Below are 19,173 nucleotides of genomic sequence, written 5' to 3'. Positions count from 1 at the left end.
AAGCGCGGCGAGCGAAAGGTGAAATCGGTCACAAAGCATTCGCTGCTCTGATATAAATCTCATAAGATTAGTTGCGGAGAGAGACGCGATGGAAATCAAACTGCATGCCAACGCCACCACCACACCGCGTATCCGTCGTTATCTTCAGCAGTCAGATAAAAGCGACAGAGAGCTTGCCGTTGAGTTGGGTATCTCGGTCACCACCGTCAGGCGCTGGCGCAACCGCGACCAGGTTTCGGATAACCACACCACGCCAAAAGTGATACATAAAGCGTTGAGACAAGAGCAGGCAGCACTGATAAATGCTCTGCGTGATATCACCGGTGCACCGCTGGATGAACTGCTGCTGCTGGTGAATGACGGACTCGGGATCGCCGTTTCCCGCGCGACCCTGAACCGCTACCTCAAACCGGCTTCGGTAAGACAAAAGGGGGCGTCGTTGCAGGGCAAAAAGGCGCTGAAGGCCGGTATCATGCCGCAGAAGCTACTTCTGCATCATCAGCCGCTATCGCTGCATATGGACGACGGTGGGGAGCAACACCTGCTCTGGGCGCGTGAACCCGTTAGCGGCTGGTGCTACGCCCGGCTTTATGCCGGTGTCTCGCCGCAGTTGCTGACCCGCTGGACGAACGAGGTGCTGGCTGCCTGTCCGGCTGATATTCAATCTGTTGAGACTTTTGGGCTGGCAGTGAACTTGCCGGAGCATAACGTCACCGTAAAAGTGCATTCACAGTATTATCTTGCCCTTCAGGCCACCGTGCCGTTACGTGAGATCATTCCGCGGGTGAACAGTGAACCGGCGGGAGCGCTGTTGATCCAACTGTGTGAGTTTTACAACCGGGGAAAAGCGCAGAAAAAGCTGGGAGAGCGTACGCCGCAGGCGTTTCTGGAAGCGCTGCGGCGTAACGATTAGACGATCCCGAGCACGTCTTCCGGTGGACGGCCTATACGCGCCTTGCCGTTCGCCACGACAATCGGGCGCTCAATCAGCTTAGGATTGTCGACCATCGCCTGAATCAGCCGATCTTCAGTGAGACTGGTATCGTTCAGATTAAGCGACTTATACAGATCTTCTTTCTGACGCATCAGGTCGCGTGCGCTGCCCATGTTAAGCATCTTCAGCAGCTGGCGGATCGTCTGCGCATCCGGCGGCGTCTCCAGATACAACACCACTTCCGGATCGATGCCGTTAGACTTCAGCAGATTCAGCGTCTCGCGGCTCTTGGAGCAGCGAGGGTTATGGTAAATTTTTACCGCGTCTGTCATGACTTCTCCTTTATTACATCTTCTCGTACGGCTTAAAGCGTTGTTGCAGGCCGCGCAGCTGGTCGATTCGCGCATCGTAGCGGGCCTGTTGCAGGCTGCCAAGCTTCACCTGTGAGCTGGCGCTGCTCAACAGGGAAATGGCCTGATCGAGGCGACCCGCCAGCGCCAGGCCTTCCGCACGCGCGGCCAGCTCCTGATCGCGGTTACCCAGTTGCCCCTGGGCCTGGGCGAGCAGTTCCCAGCCGTTCTGGTCATCTTTATTGTTAAAGGTGTAGCGGTTCAGAATGGTCACCGCCTCGCCGGGCTGGCCGCCCTGTAGGTAGGCGTTCGCCAGGTTAAGCTGCAATACCGGATTGTTGCGAATGTCTTTCGCCCCTTTCAGACGATTGATCGCATCGGTCGCTTTTTTCTGCCCCAGATCGATATCGGTGGCGAGGTCAAGATACCATGGATTGTCAGGCGCCGACGCCAGCAGCGGCTGTAGCGCTTTACGCGCTTCATCGTACTTGCTGGCCTCCATCGCCTGGAGCGCCTGACCATACTGCGCCGCGTTTTTCTCGCGCACGTTGCCTTTCGCCAGCGCGTCCAGCAGATCGCTGGTGAGCTGATTACGTCCGGAGTTGTACATGCCAAGCGTTCTCACTTTGGCCATGTAGAAATCCTGCGAAGACTGCACCACGACCGGACGCATCTGGTTGGCACGGTTACGGGCATCCGAGAGTCGGCTTTCCGGCAGCGGGTGGGTCAACAGAATTTCAGGCGGGCGCGACGAGTAGCGTGCCTGGTCGAGCAGTTTTTCCAGGAAGCTCGGCATGGCCTGCGGGTCAAAGCCGGAACGCTGTAAAACCTGAATGCCGATGCGGTCTGCTTCCTGCTCGTTCTGCTGGGTAAAGCTGATCATCCCCTGACGCGTCCCCGCCAGCGTCCCGGTAAGCGCCGCCATCCCGGCCTGCGGGCTGGCCATCGCCAGCAAAATGGAACCCAGCGCGCCCACCCAGGTCAGGGGGGCGTTACGCTTCTGATCTTCCATCGCACGCGCCAGATGGCGCTGGGTGACGTGCGAAATTTCGTGCGCCATGACGGACGCCAGCTGGCTTTCGTTATCGGAATAACGGAACAGCGCCGAATGCAGCACCACGTTCCCGCCAAAGAAGGCGAAGGCGTTGATTTCGTCGTTATTGATTAAATAGAAATGGAAGGGCGTTTTTACCGAGTCGGCGTGCGCCACCAGCCGCATCCCCAGACCGTTGATGTACTGCACCAGCAAAGGGTCGTTAATCAGCGGAGCACTGCCGCGCAGCTGGCGTACGTAATAATCACCCATCTGCATCTCCTGCCCGATGGAGAGCGTGCTTCCTGCCGTGGTGCCCATGTCCGGCAATGAATCGGACGAGTCAGCGAAAGCGGGCAACACCTGACCCACCGTCACGGCGGCAATCAGTGTCGCAACCAGTGTTTTTCTCAACTGCCTGAACATAACCACTGTCCTGTATTTTGGATGTGCTAATTTGACCGATGAACCCGCATAACGTTCATCTCCGCTGCTCTGCGAGTGTAGCCGTGTTAAGAGATGAAGAAAATCCCATTCATCAGGGTTTTGCGAAACCTGACAGTGAAACAAAAAGGAAAGTCTTTTTTGTGACAGTTAGATACAATTCACCGTCTCACTCCCGCCATTCGATTCAGGGAAGGGTTGTATGCTCGAAATGTTAATGCAGTGGTATCGGCGTCGGTTTAGCGACCCGGAAGCCATTGCTTTGCTGGTCATTCTGGTTGCCGGATTCGGTATCCTGTTCTTCTTTAGTGGCCTGCTGGCACCGCTACTGGTGGCGATTGTACTGGCGTATCTGTTGGAGTGGCCCACCGCGCGTCTGGAACATATCGGCTGTTCCCGCCGCTGGGCGACCAGCATTGTCCTGGTGCTGTTTGTCGGTATTCTGCTGCTGATGTCCTTCGTGGTGATGCCCATCGCCTGGCAACAGGGGATCTACCTGATCCGTGATATGCCCGGCATGCTGAATAAACTGTCTGATTTTGCCGCCACGCTGCCGCGCCGCTATCCTGCGCTGATGGACGCCGGGATTATCGATGCGATGGCCGAAAACATGCGCGCCCGCATCATGACCATGGGTGATTCGGTGGTGAAATACTCTCTGGCCTCGCTGGTGGGGTTGCTGACGCTGGCGGTTTACCTTGTTCTCGTGCCGCTAATGGTGTTTTTCCTGGTCAAAGATAAAGAGCAGATGCTGAACGCGGTGCGCCGCGTGCTGCCGCGCAATCGCGGTCTCGCCGGTCAGGTCTGGCAGGAGATGAACCAGCAGATCACCAACTACATTCGCGGCAAAGTGCTGGAGATGATTGTGGTGGGCGTGGCGACCTGGATTGGCTTCGTGATCTTCGGGCTGAACTACTCGTTGCTGCTGGCGGTGCTGGTCGGATTCTCGGTTCTGATCCCGTATATCGGCGCGTTTGTGGTGACCATTCCGGTTGTGGGGGTGGCGCTGTTCCAGTTTGGTCTGGGTACGGAGTTCTGGAGCTGTTTCGCCGTATACCTGATTATTCAGGGACTGGACGGAAATCTGCTGGTACCGGTGCTGTTCTCAGAAGCCGTTAACCTGCATCCGCTGGTGATTATCCTGTCAGTGGTGATTTTCGGCGGGCTGTGGGGATTCTGGGGGGTATTCTTCGCCATTCCGCTGGCGACGCTGATTAAAGCCGTGGTCCACGCGTGGCCGGATGTGCCGGCGGTGGAAGATAAGTAGATTTAGTGCGGGCTGATGACCTCACCCCAACCCTCTCCCACGGGGAGAGGGGGGCAAACACTAAAAACGGTAGCATGCGCTACCGTTTTGCATATACCTTGTAGGCCGGGTAAGCGCAGCGCCACCCGGCACTAAAATGATCACGCGTTCTCTTTCAGCCACTTCAACACCACGTCGTGGTGGTTGCTGGTTTTGAAATCATCAAACACGTGCTCAACTTTACCGTCAGCGCCAATCAGGAAGCTGATACGGTGAATACCGTCGTACGTTTTGCCCATAAAGGACTTCTCACCCCAGACGCGAAACTGCTCGCAAACCTGGTGGTCTTCATCGGAAAGCAGCGTGAAGTTCAGCAGCTCTTTTTCCGCAAAACGTGACAGCTTCTCTGGCTTATCGGTGCTGATGCCCAGCACTTCCACACCGACCTTTTTCAACTCATCCATGTTGTCGCGTAGACCGCAGGCCTGTACGGTACAGCCCGGGGTCATGGCTTTCGGGTAGAAATAGACCAGAACACGCTGTCCCTGGAAGTCGGTCAAATTTACTTGCTCGCCGTCTTGATCCGGTAAGCTAAATTTCGGTGCGATATCACCGGCTTTCAGTGGGTTCATTACTCAACTCCATCCTGTTCGTGCTGCGAATAATCGACGACGCTTATACTGCCTTGCGCGTGTAATTCTGTACAGAGGGCTTTGAACGCTTGCTCGATATTTGACGCATCCTGCGAGGCAGGGCTGTGTGCGGTAATTTGAATAAACAGCGTCGGGATTGCGTTTTCATCGCCCGGCTGTGTGCGGGAAACCAGTTCGGCAATGTTCATCTGATGGCTGTCAAACAGCGCCGTAAAACGTTCAATCAGATGAGGTGAATCAGGCACTTCAACCTGTACCCAGACCGTGGCAGGCAGAGCCGGACGCGGGCGCGCGGTGGTGCGCTTCATCACAATCAGTAAATCCAGCTCTGCGCCTTTCAGCGGCAGGGTAGATTCGATGAGGGTAATGGCATTCCATGTTCCGGAAAGCAGCATGATGAACGTGAACTCTTCGCCAAGCATAGCCAGCCGGCTGTCTTCGATGTTGCAGCCGCAGCTGCTCACGTGGCGAGTGATGGTATTCACGATACCCGGCCTGTCAGCACCCAGCGCAGTGATAACCAGGTAATGTTGTGATGAGGTTGTCAAACCTGTTCTTCCTTTGCGTGGTTAAGTCTTCCTAAGGAAAGCATAAAAAAAACATGCATACAACCGCCTGAGAGCCTCAGGTCGCTTGCTTTTATTACAGTTCCAAACGTAACATTGAGGCTCTTGTTCGCACAGAGGATGGCTCATGTTCACGGGAAGTATTGTCGCGCTTGTTACACCGATGGATGAAAAAGGTAATGTCTGCCGGTCAAGCATGAAGAAGCTCATTGATTACCATGTCGCCAATGGAACCTCGGCGATCGTTTCGGTAGGGACTACCGGTGAATCCGCTACGCTGAGCCACGAAGAGCACGGCGACGTTGTGATGCTGACCCTGGAACTGGCGGACGGGCGTATTCCGGTCATCGCGGGGACGGGCGCAAACGCAACCGCAGAAGCTATCAGTCTGACCCAACGTTTTAACGACAGCGGCATTGTCGGCTGTCTGACGGTGACCCCTTATTACAACCGTCCTACTCAGGAAGGTTTGTTCCAGCATTTCAAAGCCATCGCTGAACATACTGACTTGCCACAAATTCTGTATAATGTGCCGTCCCGTACCGGTTGCGATATGCTGCCGGAAACCGTTGGCCGTCTCTCGAAAGTAAAAAATATTATCGGGATTAAAGAGGCGACAGGGAACTTAAGCCGCGTTCATCAGATCAAAGAGCTGGTTTCAGACGACTTTATCCTGTTGAGCGGTGATGATGCGACCGCGCTGGACTTTATGCAGCTCGGTGGTAACGGCGTGATTTCCGTGACGGCGAACGTGGCGGCGCGCGATATGGCTGACATGTGCAAACTGGCCGCAGCCGGTCACTTTGATGAAGCTCGCGTGATTAATCAGCGTCTGATGCCGTTGCACAATAAATTATTTGTCGAACCCAATCCGATCCCAGTGAAATGGGCATGTAAGGAGTTGGGGCTTGTAGCAACCGACACGCTGCGTCTGCCAATGACACCGATTACCGACCACGGTCGTGAAATTGTCGCTGGCGCGCTGAAGCATGCCGGTTTGCTGTAAAGTTTAGGGAGATTTGATGGCTTATTCAGTACAGAAGTCGCGCCTGGCGAAGGTTGCGGGTGTTTCGCTTGTTATGCTCCTCGCTGCCTGTAGTTCAGACTCGCGCTACAAGCGCCAGGTGAGCGGTGATGAATCCTATCTGGATGCGCCGCCGCTTGCTGAACTTCACGCGCCTGCCGGCATGATCCTGCCGATCCAGAACGGTGATTATAATATTCCGGTTACCAACGGCAGCGGCCTGGTGGGTAAAGCGCTCGATATTCGTCCGCCAGCTCAGCCTCTGGCGCTCGTGAGCGGCGCGCGCACGCAGTTCACCGGTGATACAGCTTCTCTGCTGGTGGAAAGCGCACGCGGTACAACGCTGTGGCCGCAGGTTGTAAGCGTCATTCAGTCGAAAAACTATACGATTGATAAACGCGACGACGCCAGCCAAGCTTTAACCACCGACTGGATTGAGTGGAACCGTCTCGATGAAGACCAGCAGTACCGTGGTCGTTATCAAGTCTCCGTTAAGCCGCAGGGTTATCAGCAGGCGGTTACCGTTAAGCTGTTGAATCTTGAGCAGGCAGGTAAACCGGTTGCCGATCCGTCCGCCATGCAGCGCTACAGCACTGAAATGCTGAACGTGATTGCAGCGGGTCTGGATAAGAACGCTACCGATGCCGCAAACGCCGCGCAGAACCGTAACGGCTCAACCTTTGACGTGCAGAGCGGTGCAGACGATACCGGTCTGCCGATGCTGGTGGTGCGTGCGCCGTTTAACCAGACCTGGCAGCGTCTGCCAGCAACGCTTGAAAAAGTGGGCATGAAGGTGACTGACAGCACCCGTTCAACGGGCAGTATCACAGCGACCTATAAGCCGCTGTCTGATAGCGCCTGGCAGGAGTTGGGGGCAAGCGATCCACAGCTGCCTTCCGGTGACTACAAAATCCAGGTCGGCGACCTCGATAACCGCAGCAGCCTGCAATTTATCGATCCGAAAGGACACACGCTGACCCAGGCGCAGAACGATGCGCTGGTCGCTGCCTTCCAGGCCGCATTCAGCAAATAATAGTGAGGGCTGGTTAATCCAGCCCTTTTTATTTTCGTGCTACGCAAACGTGTGCGTGGCATAATATGGCCAGTTTTGAATACAAATCATCACACCAGGAGTAATGAAGATGCAGAAGCAAGCTGAGTTGTATCGTGGCAAAGCGAAAACCGTATACAGCACGGAAAACCCGGATCTGTTGGTGCTCGAATTCCGCAATGATACGTCAGCAGGAGACGGCGCACGCATTGAGCAGTTCGATCGTAAGGGCATGGTGAATAACAAGTTCAACCACTTCATTATGACCAAACTGGCCGAAGCCGGTATCCCGACTCAGATGGAAGCGTTGTTGTCCGATACGGAATGTCTGGTAAAAAAACTGGATATGGTGCCGGTTGAGTGCGTGATCCGTAACCGTGCCGCAGGCTCCCTGGTGAAGCGTCTGGGCATTGAAGAAGGTATCGAACTGAATCCACCGCTGTTCGATCTGTTCCTGAAAAACGACGCCATGCATGACCCGATGGTCAACGAATCCTACTGTGAAACCTTCGGCTGGGTAAGCAAAGAGAACCTGGCGCGCATGCAGGAACTGACCTACAAAGCCAACGACGTGCTGAAAAAGCTGTTTGATGACGCGGGCCTGATCCTGGTCGACTTCAAGCTGGAGTTCGGTCTGTACAAAGGCGAAGTGGTGCTGGGCGACGAATTCTCTCCGGACGGCAGCCGCCTGTGGGACAAAGAGACGCTGGATAAAATGGACAAAGACCGTTTCCGCCAGAGTCTGGGTGGCGTGGTCGAAGCGTACGAAGCGGTTGCTCACCGTTTAGGCGTTAAGCTCGACTAAACTGCGCATTTGCCAAAGGATGTTGGCATCCTTTGGCGTCTTATCCTTGTTTACTATGGTAATCCTTTCATTAACCGCCTACGATCATAGCTATTATAAATGGAATAGTTCGAGGTGTTTATGCGCTGGCAAGGGCGTCGTGAAAGTGACAACGTAGAAGACAGACGCAGCAGTGGTGGCGGTGGTCCGTCTATGGGCGGGCCAGGTTTCCGGTTACCCAGCGGCAAGGGCGGTATTATTCTGCTGGTCGTCGTGCTGGTGGCGGGCTACTACGGTGTCGACCTGACCGGTTTGATGACCGGTGAAACCGGGCAACAGCAGCAGTATTCTCAGCGCTCCATCAGCCCGAATGAAGATGAAGCGGCGAAATTTACTTCCGTTATTCTCGCGACGACCGAAGATACCTGGGGTCAGCAGTTCGAAAAAATGGGGCGGACTTATCAGCCTCCAAAACTGGTGATGTACCGGGGCGCAACCCGCACCGGCTGTGGCACCGGGCAGTCCGTTATGGGGCCGTTCTACTGCCCGGCGGACAGCACCGTCTATATCGATCTCTCCTTCTATGACGACATGAAAAGCAAGCTGGGCGCCGACGGCGATTTTGCCCAGGGCTACGTGATCGCGCATGAAGTCGGCCACCATGTGCAGAAGCTCCTCGGCATTGAGCCTAAAGTGCGTCAGATGCAGCAGAATGCGTCTCAGGCGGAGATGAATCGTCTTTCCGTACGCATGGAGCTTCAGGCCGACTGCTTCGCTGGCGTCTGGGGACACAGCATGCAGCAGCAGGGCGTGCTGGAAACAGGCGATCTGGAAGAGGCCCTGAATGCCGCACAGGCGATTGGTGACGATCGCTTGCAGCAGCAGAGCCAGGGGCGCGTTGTGCCGGACAGCTTTACCCATGGCACCTCAGAGCAGCGCTACAGCTGGTTTAAGCGTGGCTTCGACAGCGGCAACCCGTCGCAGTGTAATACCTTCGGCAAAGCTATGTGATGTTGGGGTTTGAACAGCTGGTTAACCAGCTTCAGCGTACCGGGCACCGCCGGCTGGTGGTGCTCAGCGGCGATGAAGCGTGGACGTTGAGCCAGGTGACCCATCTGCGCGATACGTTACCAGGAGACTGGCTGTGGCTGGAGGAAAACCCCTCTAAGGCCATCAGCGGCCTGCTGGGACGTGAATACCTGCACGCCGTTTTTGACGCGCGAGACGGGTTTGACGTCTCGGCCTTCGCCGCCCTCAGCGGGACCCTGCGCGCCGGAAGCCTTCTGGTGCTGCTGGTGCCGCCGTTCTCCGTCTGGGCCGACAGGCCCGACAGGGATTCTCTGCGCTGGAGCGACAGCGCAGAGCCGATCGCCACCCCGCACTTTGTTCACCACTTTTGTCGGATGCTTGCCGCCGATTCAGATGCCATCGTCTGGCATCAACATCGTCCTCTGTGCCTTCCCGTTGCGCCAGATTTACCCGCCTGGCAGCCCGCCAGCGGTGAACCGCAGCGCGAGCAGGCTGAAATCCTCGACGCTCTTCTGACCATGTCTGCGGGCGTGGCCGCCGTGACGGCGCCGCGCGGACGCGGAAAGTCCGCCCTGGCGGGCATGTTGCTGAGCGGCATTCAGGGGAGTGCAGTAGTGACGGCACCGGCAAAAGGGGCGACGGATGTCATCGCGCGTTTCGCCGGGGAACGTTTTCACTTTATGGCCCCGGATGCGCTGCTGGCCTCCACCACAGAAGCTGACTGGCTGATTGTCGATGAGGCAGCCGCTATCCCCGGCCCGCTGCTGGAGAAGCTGGCGTCGCGCTTTCCCCGCGTGTTGCTGACCACCACGGTGCAGGGTTATGAAGGCACGGGCAGGGGATTCCTGCTGAAGTTCTGCGCCCGGTTCAGCGGGCTGCGGCGTTATACCTTATCCACGCCAGTTCGCTGGGCTACCGGATGCCCCCTTGAGCGGATAGTGGCGAACGCGCTGCTGTTCGACGATGCGCTTATCGATCGCAAACCGGCAGGGGAGGTACGTTTAACGTCGCTGGAGCCCGGGATATGGGAGAGCGATCCGGCGCGCGGGGCAGGCGTGTATGAACTGCTTTGTGCCGCGCACTACCGAACGTCCCCCCTCGATTTACGCCGGATGATGGACGCCCCCGGCCAGCACTTTGCTGTTGCTCAGGCGGGCGCGGAGATCGCTGGCGCGCTCTGGCTGGTGGAGGAGGGGGGATTACCCCCTGAACTTAGCCGCGCAGTATGGGCGGGGTTTCGTCGGCCGCGTGGAAATCTGGTGGCGCAGTCGCTGGCGGCGCACGGCGGTTCGCCGCTCGCGGCGACGCTGAAAGGCCGACGCGTCAGCCGCATTGCGGTTCATCCCCATCGCCAGCGGGAAGGCATCGGCCAGCGGCTGATCCGCAGTGCCAGCGGAGAAGATTATCTCTCGGTCAGCTTTGGCTATACAGACGAGCTGTGGCGTTTCTGGCGGCAGTGCGGGTTTGTGCTGGTGCGGATGGGCAGCCACCGGGAAGCCAGCAGCGGGTGCTATACGGCGATGGCGTTGCTGCCGCTGAGCGAGGCGGGGCATCAGCTCTGCGAACAGGCGCATCAGCGTTTATGTCGTGATATGCGCGTCCTGTCGGCCTGGAATGGCGAAAAGATCCCGGTGACGGATGCATGGGAAGCTACCCTTAATAGTGATGACTGGCTGGAGCTGGCGGGGTTTGCCTTTGCTCACCGGGCGTTTTCAACCTCGGTTGCGGCGTTAACGCGATTGGTGTTAGCCGTGGACATCCCACTCCCGGCGCTGCGCGGGAAAATGGAAGGGAATACGCACGATTTCGGGCGCAAAGCGTTGCTGGCGAAGCTACGCGAGGAAACCGCACACGCGCTTGAAAGGCTTGATTACTCCCGTAGCCAGCAGCTGAAAGCCGACATTTTGCAATGGCAATTTTTTCAATGACTTCTTCAGTAAAGTGGCATGGTCATTACCCCGCAGAGGCGTAAAATCCTGCTTATCAATTAAGGAGATCGCCATGAAACATGACCATTTTGTTGTGCAAAGCCCGGATACGCCTGCTAAACAGCTCCTGCTTCTGTTTCAGGGCGTGGGCGACAATGCCGTCAATATGGGACAGATTGGCAGCTGGTTTGCACCCGTTTTCCCACACGCGCTGATCGTCAGCATCGGCGGCGTGGAGCCGTGCGGTCCGGACGGTCGGCAGTGGTTTTCCGTCGAGGGCGTGACGGAGGAGAATCGTCAGGCGCGTATTGATGCCGTTATGCCAGCCTTTATCGATACCGTGCGTTACTGGCAGCAGCAGAGCGGCGTAGGCGCCGACGCAACGGCGCTGATTGGCTTCTCTCAGGGCTCAATCATGTCGCTGGAAAGCGTAAAAGCGCAGCCCGGACTGGTGTCCCGCGTGATTGCCTTTAACGGGCGTTTTGCGACGTTACCGCAAAGCGCGACCACGCAGACCACGATCCATCTCATTCATGGGGGGGAAGACCGGGTAATTGAGCTTTCGCATGCAGTAGCTGCCCAGGAGACGCTGATGCGCGAGGGTGGAGATGTGACGCTGGATATTGTAGACGATCTGGGGCATGCCATTGACGATCGCAGCATGCAGTTCGCGCTCGATCATCTGCGTTATACCGTACCGAAGCACTACTTTGATGAAGCGCTCAGCGGCGCTAAGCCGAATGACGATGATATCGTCGAGTTTATTTAAACATTTCCCCTCACCCTAACCCTCTCCCCAGAGGGAACAAAACCCCCCTCGTCCCTCTGGGGAGAGGGGCCGGGGGTGAGGGGTGTGTACAATTACTTCTTCTGGTCCTTCTTCGGCCAGTCGTCTTCATCGTCCCACTTGTCGTTAAAATCACGGTGCGGCGGAAGATCCGGTTTGTTGGCAAGGAACTTTTTGTGGTCAACGCGCTTGAGATCTTTAATCACGTTAAGCAGCACGCCTACCAGAAATACCAACACCAGAATCCACCAGTACTTTGAAAGCCAGTCCATTCGCTAATCCTCTTTAAGCACCCGTCAGGCGACGAGTTGCTCCATAATACGTTGATACATGCGGGCCAGCAGTTGTAAATCGGCAGCGTTCACGCATTCATTGATTTTGTGAATCGTCGCGTTAACCGGACCCAGTTCGACAACCTGTGCGCCCATGCGGGCGATAAAGCGTCCGTCAGACGTGCCGCCCGTTGTCAGCAGTTGTGGCTTAATTTCATTATAGTGCGCAATGGCGTTCACTACCGCATCCACCAGTTTACCGCGCTGCGTCAGGAACGGCTGGCCAGACAGCCACCAGTCGAGGGTATAGCGCAGCTGATATTTCTCGAGCAGCGCAATCACTCGCGCTTTGATCATCTCGTCAGTCAGTTCGGTGCTGAAGCGGAAGTTAAACTGGACGAAGAGATCGCCGGGAATGACGTTGTTGCTGCCGGTGCCAGCCTTGATGTTGGCTATCTGCATGCTGGTTGGCGGGAAAAATTCATTGCCTTTATCCCATTCAATGCTCACAAGTTCGTTCAGCATCGGCGCGGCGCGGTGTACCGGGTTATCCGCCAGGTGCGGATAGGCAACGTGGCCCTGCACGCCATGAATAGTCAAATTGCAGGTCAGGGATCCACGGCGGCCATTTTTCACAACATCGCCCACCACTTCGGTGCTGGACGGTTCGCCCACCAGACAGTAGTCCAGACGTTCATTGCGCGCCATCAGCGCCTCAACGACCTTCACGGTGCCGTTATGGGCGCTGGCTTCTTCGTCGGAGGTAATCAAAAACGCAAGACGGTTTTTATGGTTCGGATGCTGGGCGACGAAACGCTCTGCCGCCACGACCATCGCAGCCAGGGAACCTTTCATGTCCGCAGCGCCGCGTCCGAAAAGCATGCCGTCGCGGATGGTCGGCTCAAAAGGCGGGTTGATCCAGCGGTCTGCGTCGCCCGCGGGAACTACGTCAGTATGTCCGGCAAACGCCAGCGTCTCCCCCTGACCGCGCCATGCCCAGAAGTTCTGCGTATCGCCAAAATCCATGTGCTCCACGGTAAAACCGATGGCACGCAGGCGCTCAATCATTAATGCCTGACAACCTGCGTCGTCCGGGCTAAGGGAAGGACGGCGAATAAGCTGCTGAGTCAGCTCAATGACCGGGCATGACATAGACTACACCTCAACGAATAAATCTGAATAAAGGGTTTCACTGAAACCCAGCAGCATAGGCTGACCTGGCTTGCAGAGCAATGGGCGTTTGATGATTGCCGGCATTTCAAGCATCAATTTGGCTGCGCTGTCGGCGTCGTTGATCGTGGCCCGGAGAGATTCATCCAGTTTTCGCCAGGTGGTCCCGCGGGTATTCAGCAGCGCTTCCCATCCCAGTTCGTTGATGGCGGAATGGAGAAACGCGGGGTCAAGCCCGTCGGCACGGTAATCGTGGAAGCGATAGTCGATGTTGTGTGCTTCCAGCCAGCGGCGGGCTTTTTTAATCGTGTCGCAATTCTTAATGCCGTACATCACAACCATAGTGAATCCTTTTGTTCTTTTGTGGATTTAATGTTCAATATTTTCGAAGATATATCCTTAAGTGGAATATAACACATTCGGAATTTTTCGGGATTTACAATTCTCCATAATTCAACGAACAGCTGTAAGCTGAATAGTCTTTCATCTTTTAAGCATAGTTGTCCACCCTGTTTAAATTGCCAATAAACTCAGGGGGAAATTAAAAATGCTGTCATTTTTCCGACTATTTCAAAATATTGCTGTAGGTCACATAAAATTTAACCGGCAACGCTCATAGTGATCCTAAACCTACCAGTACAGCAGGGCTCAATCACAGCAATCGGTTAAAGTGGCTTCACAATGATGATACGTTTTCGTAGAATGCGCATAATAATAAGAGAGGTTGTTATGATTGAACGTGAACTGGGGAACTGGAAAGATTTTATCGAAGGCATGCTTCGTAAATGAATTTCCGGTAAGAAATGCAAGAGCACTTAATTAACTAAAATAACCATAGTGTGAAAGAATCACACAATAAAAAGGCGGCCTGTAAAGCCGCCTTTTTTTATTTCAACGGGTTATTCCGGCTTATCCTTCAGCGGGAAACGACGACGTATCAGCACAAAGAACAGCGGTACGAAATAGATAGCCAGTATCGTCGCGGATATCATTCCCCCCATAACGCCCGTACCCACTGCGTGCTGGCTGCTGGAGCCTGCGCCGGAGCTGGTGGCCATCGGCAGGACGCCAAACACAAACGCCAGAGAGGTCATCAGGATCGGACGCAGGCGCTGACGACAGGCGTGCAGCGTGGCGGCCATCAGTTCGTGACCTTTGGCATTCATCTCATTGGCAAATTCGACGATCAGAATGGCGTTTTTTGCCGACAATCCGATCACGGTGAGGAGTCCGACCTGGAAATAGACATCATTTTCCAGGCCGCGCATCCAGGTTGCCAGCAGCGCGCCGATGACCCCGAGAGGCACCACCAGCATCACCGAGAACGGCACTGACCAGCTTTCATACAGCGCCGCCAGGCAGAGGAATACCACCAGCAGCGAAAGAGCATACAGGGCAGGCGCCTGAGCGCCGGAAAGCCGTTCCTGGTAGGACATCGCCGTCCACTCCAGGCCAAAGCCGGTCGGTAACTGCTGAACCAGTTTTTCCATAATGTCCATTGCGGTACCGGTACTGACGCCCGGCGCGGCTTCACCGACAATCTCCAGCGCCGAATAGCCGTTGTAACGCTCCAGACGCGGCGAACCGGTCTCCCAGCGTGACGTCGCAAACGCCGAGAACGGCACCATGCCGCCGGTGTTATTGCGCACATACCAGCGGTTGATATCGTCCGGCAGCATGCGGTATTTGGCGGCAGACTGAACGTAGACCTTCTTCACGCGGCCGCGATCCATAAAGTCATTTACGTAGCTTGAGCCCCATGCCGTTTGCAGGGTGTCGTTAATGTCGTCGATGGAGACGCCCAGCGCCTGCGCTTTACGCTGGTCAATATCTACCTGTAGCTGAGGGCTGTCATCCAGACCGTTATGACGAACGCGGGTAAGCTGCGGATCTTTCCCGGCCAGCTCGAGCAGTTTATCGCGAGCAGCCATCAACGCGTCATGCCCGGCACCCGCGTGATCCTGAAGCTCCATATCAAACCCGGCTGAGCTGCCCAGGCCGCTGATGGCGGGCGGGCTGCTGGCGAAAACGCGCGCTTCCTTGATTTTGTTGAACGCTTTGGTTGCACGCTCAATGATGGCAAAGGAGGAGCCGGTATCGCTGTCGCGCTGGTCCCAGTCTTTCAGGCGCACAAACATACGCGCCACGTTCTGCCCGTTACCGCCGGGGCCAGAGCCGACGGTGGAGAAGACCGAGACCACGTTATCTTTCTCCTGAGTATGGAAGTAGTTCTCAACCTTCTGCACCACTTTCAGGGTCTGCTGCTGGGTCGAGCCGCTCGGTAACTGTACGGAAGTAATAAACATGCCGCGATCTTCCAGCGGCAGGAACGAGGTTGGCAGCCGCAGGAACAGGAAGACCATGCCGCCGAGCAGCAGGACATAAACCACCATCCAGCGCACGCTGCGGTGCAGTACTTTACCCACGCCCGCTTCATAGCGCGCCGCATTGCGGTTAAACATGCGGTTAAACCAGCCGAAGAAGCCTTTTTGACCGTGGTGTTCGCCCTTATGCAGCGGTTTGAGCAGCGTCGCGCACAGGGCAGGGGTAAGGATCATTGCCACGAGTACGGAGAGCACCATTGCAGAGACGATGGTGATCGAGAACTGGCGATAAATCGCGCCCGTGGTGCCGCCAAAAAATGCCATCGGGATAAATACCGCCGACAGCACCATGGCGATACCGACCAGCGCGCCCTGAATTTGTCCCATCGATTTGCGCGTGGCCTCGCGGGGCGAAAGCCCTTCCTCGCTCATAATGCGCTCGACGTTTTCCACCACCACGATGGCATCATCCACCAGCAGGCCGATGGCCAGCACCATGGCGAACATGGTCAGGGTGTTGATGCTGTAACCGAAGGCATACAGCACCGCAAAGGTTCCCAGCAGCACCACCGGCACCGCAATGGTGGGGATCAGCGTGGCGCGGAAGTTTTGCAGGAACAGGTACATCACGAGGAACACCAGCGCGATAGCTTCGAGCAGGGTTTTCACCACATCTTCGATGGAGGCTTTTACGAATGAGGTGGTTTCGTAGGCGACTTTGTACTCCAGTCCGTGCGGGAAGTAATGCGACAGTTCATCCAGACGCTCTAACACCCGCTGCGCGGTCGCCATTTCGTTGGCGCCGGAGGCCAGTTTTACCCCCAGTCCGGACGCGGCATTGCCGTTAAAGCGACTCAGGTAGTCATATTTTTCCGCCCCCATTTCCACGGTGGCGACATCCCCCAGACGCACTTCCGAACCGTCCTGATTCACGCGCAGAGTAATATTGCGGAACTGGTCAGGTGTCTGGAGCAGCGACTGGGAGTTGATGGTGGCGTTAAGCGCCTGGTTGTCCACGGACGGCGTACCGCCGAGCTGCCCCACGGCAATCTGGGCGTTCTGCGATTCGATAGCGTCGGTGACATCTTTGGCGGTCATCTGCACGCTGTTCAGCTTGTTGGGATCCAGCCAGATACGCATGGAGTACTGCGAGCCGTAGGCGTCGATATCCCCCACGCCGTTGATACGGCTGAGCGGGTCCTGAATATTACTGGCGACGTAGTCCGCGATGTCCTGCTTATCCATCGAGCCATCGGTTGAAACAAACGCGATGGTCAAAATATTGGTGTCACCGGTTTTACGCACGGTCACCCCCTGGTTCTGCACCGCCTGAGGCAGTTTACGCAGGGCCGATTGCAGCTGGTTTTGCACCTGCTGCACCGCTTCATCCGGATCCGTGCCCGCCGTAAAGCTCAGGGTTACCGTCGCCTGGCCCGTGGCACTGCTCTGCGAGGACATGTACATCAGGTTATCAAGACCCGTCATGTTCTGCTCGATAACCTGCGTGACGGTATTTTCCAGCGTCTGTGCCGAGGCGCCAGGATAGTTCGCCGTGATACGCACGTTGGGGGGCGCGAGGTCGGGGTATTGCTCAACAGGAAGGGAAGTAATCGCCAGGACACCCGTCAGACACAACAGGATTGCAAGCACCCAGGCAAAAATGGGGCGATCGATGAAAAAATTCGCCATTAAAGTGTGACCTCGTTTTGCTGCACGTCATTATTGTTTATTGCCCGCCTAACTTTAGCGGTAAGGCCCAGGTCAAACGTGGAGAAATAAAGGAGATAATGTAAATTATCATGCGCTTTTTTCAGCGCGCCTTCTTTCCCACTATTTTTCAGCCTGCGCCGCAGGCGTCCGGAACGTTACGCTGACCTGTGTCCCACCCTGTGGCGGCTGAGAAAAGTGTAATGTCCCGCCGAGCCGTCCCGCGCGTTCGCGCATGATATTCAGCCCGTAATGCCCCGGCGGTTCACTGGCGTCGCCGATACCAATACCGTTGTCGCGGATCGTGACTGTGTGAGTGCCGTCCGCGGTGGTGACGCAGCTGACCACAATCTCGCTCGCGTCGGCATGTTTAATCGCATTCAGCACTGCCTCACGCACAATCTGTAAGAGGTGCACCTGTTTTTGCGCGTCCAGCGCCAGCGATGAGAGACGGCAGTCGAGCACCAACTTCGCGCTGGTCTGGCTTTGCAACCCGTCAAGAGACTCCTGTAGCGCGGCAGGAAGATTGGCGTGATTGAGCGTCAGGCGGAAGGTGGTGAGCAGCTCGCGTAGCTGATGCCAGGCGTTATTCAGCTCGCGGGAGAAGTCCGTAATGATGGCCTGCGCCGGGGCATTGTCGCCCGGCACGGCATGCTTCAGCAGCGTAAGCTGAATACGCAAAAAGGAGAGCACCTGCGCCAGCGAATCATGCAACTCGCGCGCGATGGTGGCGCGCTCTTCCATCAGCAGCAACTGCTGATAATGTTTCTGCGCCTGATTGAAATAGAGCCCCCGGCCCAGCATCGTCGCCACGCTTTCCATGAGCGGCAGCGGAACATCCCCGGTCGCGCTTTGCCAGCGCAGTTCGCCGTACAGGGTGTCCTGCATCAATACCGGTAAATTGTGCATTTTCTCGCCCGGGGACTCCTGTCCTTCGTAAAGCTGCCAGTCGTCACTGGTGCGCAATTGCAGGTAATTCATCTGCGTATAGTCATGCACAATCTGCAAAATATGCCGGAAGCAGTGGCTGTCTATCTGCCCGGTATTCAACGCCTGTGAGCATTTGAACAGCATTTCAAGCTGCTGATGCGCTTCATTCAGGTGGCGGGTTTTTTCGGCAACGGAGTGCTCCAGGGAACGGTACAGGGTGTGTAATTCCGCCGACATATGGTTGAAGGCGCGGGAAAGCTGGCCCAGCTCGTTGGGAAGCATAATATCCGGTGCGGGGGTGTCGAACTGCCCCTGTTCGATACGTTCGCTCGCTGCCACCAGATTATTCAGCGGCAGCACAACCTGACGGCGGATGCGCCGCAGGGTCACCACCGCCAGCAGCAGGATGCCCAGGCCGCCCGTCAGCGACATGAAAATCACCAGCTGAATTTTATGTTCGGTGTAGTGCTGTAGCGCCAGCACAAAGGCATCTATCCGGCCCACAAAATCCTCAATGTGGCTCTGATACCACCCGGTATCGCCGCTGGCGATTCGCGTGTTCATCTCCTGCCAGCCAAGCTGCAACTGCTGGTAACGCTGTTTGACGTCCTGTGGCACATACCAGCGGTTTAGCTTCCGCAACGCAGGCGCGCTCAGCGTTTTCTGCCAGAACGCACGGTGCTCCGCCAGCGACGGGCTGGCGCGCTGCAACTCGTAGCCCAGGCGGTAGCTCTGCATACGCAGCGAACCGGCAATGTTAATCGCCTCGGCGTCGCGCTGGCTGCTGGCGAGTGTAACCAGCGCAATGGCGCTGATCAGAACGGACAAGACAATCATCGAAAAGAAAGCCCGGGCCAGGCTTCCCGATACGGGGCGTTTAACGGTCACTCATCGGCTTCCTGAATTAAATTGATCTGCCACAGGTTCACTGGAAATAGTTC

General features: G+C 56.3%; 18 protein-coding genes. 9 read left to right on the top strand and 9 right to left on the bottom strand.

Features of this window, described 5'->3' with window-relative positions; all coding sequences use genetic code 11:
* Positions 1–88 precede the first annotated feature (88 nt).
* Positions 89–913: a hypothetical protein gene (locus tag L384_RS00610; protein WP_003860550.1), complete on the top strand. Its 825-nt coding sequence runs from the start codon at positions 89–91 to the stop codon at positions 911–913.
* Here L384_RS00610 and arsC read toward each other — a convergent pair.
* Positions 910–1,266 carry an arsenate reductase (glutaredoxin) gene (gene arsC, locus L384_RS00615; protein WP_003860549.1) on the bottom strand — a complete coding sequence of 119 codons (357 nt, stop codon included), beginning with the start codon at positions 1,264–1,266 and terminating at the stop codon, positions 910–912. The genes L384_RS00610 and arsC overlap by 4 nt on opposite strands.
* Before the next feature lie 13 nt (positions 1,267–1,279).
* Positions 1,280–2,743 carry a beta-barrel assembly-enhancing protease gene (gene bepA, locus L384_RS00620; protein ID WP_003860547.1) on the bottom strand — a complete coding sequence of 488 codons (1,464 nt, stop codon included), beginning with the start codon at positions 2,741–2,743 and terminating at the stop codon, positions 1,280–1,282.
* 220 nt (positions 2,744–2,963) lie between these two features.
* Between bepA and L384_RS00625 the strand changes: the two genes are divergently transcribed.
* Entirely contained in the window at positions 2,964–4,028 is a 1,065-nt protein-coding gene (locus tag L384_RS00625; protein ID WP_023314631.1) for an AI-2E family transporter, read from the top strand.
* A gap of 140 nt (positions 4,029–4,168) precedes the next feature.
* On the opposite strand, the gene bcp is transcribed toward L384_RS00625, so the two are convergent.
* A complete protein-coding gene (gene bcp, locus L384_RS00630) occupies positions 4,169–4,639 on the bottom strand; it encodes a thioredoxin-dependent thiol peroxidase (RefSeq protein ID WP_023325031.1) in 471 nt (156 codons plus the stop codon).
* The gene (locus L384_RS00635; RefSeq protein WP_000213743.1) at positions 4,639–5,208 is read right to left on the bottom strand and encodes a glycine cleavage system transcriptional repressor; all 570 of its coding nucleotides are present in this window, start codon (positions 5,206–5,208) and stop codon (positions 4,639–4,641) included. The genes bcp and L384_RS00635 overlap by 1 nt, the downstream gene beginning before the upstream one ends.
* 145 nt (positions 5,209–5,353) lie before the next feature.
* Between L384_RS00635 and dapA the strand changes: the two genes are divergently transcribed.
* The 6 genes from dapA to ypfH all read left to right on the top strand — a co-directional run bounded on the left by dapA (position 5,354) and on the right by ypfH (position 11,811).
* Positions 5,354–6,232 carry a 4-hydroxy-tetrahydrodipicolinate synthase gene (dapA, locus tag L384_RS00640; protein WP_003860542.1) on the top strand — a complete coding sequence of 293 codons (879 nt, stop codon included), beginning with the start codon at positions 5,354–5,356 and terminating at the stop codon, positions 6,230–6,232.
* A gap of 16 nt (positions 6,233–6,248) precedes the next feature.
* Positions 6,249–7,283, top strand: coding sequence for an outer membrane protein assembly factor BamC (gene bamC, locus L384_RS00645; protein WP_003860539.1), 1,035 nt, complete (start codon positions 6,249–6,251; stop codon positions 7,281–7,283).
* 109 nt (positions 7,284–7,392) lie between these two features.
* Positions 7,393–8,106 (top strand): phosphoribosylaminoimidazolesuccinocarboxamide synthase, encoded by a 714-nt coding sequence (gene purC / locus L384_RS00650; RefSeq protein ID WP_001171626.1) that lies wholly within the window; start codon positions 7,393–7,395, stop codon positions 8,104–8,106.
* Positions 8,107–8,226: 120 nt separating this feature from the next.
* Entirely contained in the window at positions 8,227–9,096 is an 870-nt protein-coding gene (locus L384_RS00655; protein ID WP_023325030.1) for a KPN_02809 family neutral zinc metallopeptidase, read from the top strand.
* Entirely contained in the window at positions 9,096–11,042 is a 1,947-nt protein-coding gene (locus tag L384_RS00660) for a tRNA(Met) cytidine acetyltransferase TmcA (protein ID WP_023325029.1), read from the top strand. The genes L384_RS00655 and L384_RS00660 overlap by 1 nt, the downstream gene beginning before the upstream one ends.
* A gap of 73 nt (positions 11,043–11,115) precedes the next feature.
* Positions 11,116–11,811, top strand: coding sequence for an esterase (ypfH, locus tag L384_RS00665; protein ID WP_023325028.1), 696 nt, complete (start codon positions 11,116–11,118; stop codon positions 11,809–11,811).
* A 92-nt stretch (positions 11,812–11,903) separates the two neighbouring features.
* Here ypfH and L384_RS00670 read toward each other — a convergent pair whose 3' ends face one another.
* From L384_RS00670 to L384_RS00680, 3 genes are read right to left on the bottom strand one after another with little or no spacing between them, the layout of a single operon-like run.
* Entirely contained in the window at positions 11,904–12,101 is a 198-nt protein-coding gene (locus L384_RS00670) for a YpfN family protein (protein WP_000383991.1), read from the bottom strand.
* A gap of 24 nt (positions 12,102–12,125) precedes the next feature.
* On the bottom strand, positions 12,126–13,253 hold the full coding sequence (gene dapE, locus L384_RS00675; RefSeq protein ID WP_003863566.1) for a succinyl-diaminopimelate desuccinylase: 1,128 nt from the start codon (positions 13,251–13,253) through the stop codon (positions 12,126–12,128).
* A 3-nt stretch (positions 13,254–13,256) separates the two neighbouring features.
* A complete protein-coding gene (locus L384_RS00680) occupies positions 13,257–13,613 on the bottom strand; it encodes an ArsC family reductase (RefSeq protein ID WP_015572203.1) in 357 nt (118 codons plus the stop codon).
* A gap of 387 nt (positions 13,614–14,000) precedes the next feature.
* On the opposite strand from L384_RS00680, the gene ypfM reads away from it, so the two are divergent.
* A complete protein-coding gene (gene ypfM / locus L384_RS22600; RefSeq protein ID WP_015572204.1) occupies positions 14,001–14,060 on the top strand; it encodes a protein YpfM in 60 nt (19 codons plus the stop codon).
* Between the two features lie 110 nt (positions 14,061–14,170).
* Here ypfM and acrD read toward each other — a convergent pair whose 3' ends face one another.
* Complete coding sequence (gene acrD, locus L384_RS00685; RefSeq protein ID WP_003863561.1) at positions 14,171–17,284, bottom strand: multidrug efflux RND transporter permease AcrD; 3,114 nt, start codon at positions 17,282–17,284, stop codon at positions 14,171–14,173.
* Positions 17,285–17,425: 141 nt separating this feature from the next.
* A complete protein-coding gene (gene narQ, locus L384_RS00690; protein WP_023325027.1) occupies positions 17,426–19,120 on the bottom strand; it encodes a nitrate/nitrite two-component system sensor histidine kinase NarQ in 1,695 nt (564 codons plus the stop codon).
* Between the last annotated feature and the right edge of the window lie 53 nt (positions 19,121–19,173).

It is taken from the genome of Enterobacter sp. MGH 38 (assembly GCF_000492855.1).
In the GTDB taxonomy this organism is placed as follows: Bacteria; Pseudomonadota; Gammaproteobacteria; order Enterobacterales; family Enterobacteriaceae; genus Enterobacter; species Enterobacter hormaechei_C.
This window is presented reverse-complemented; position numbering and strand designations above follow the sequence as displayed.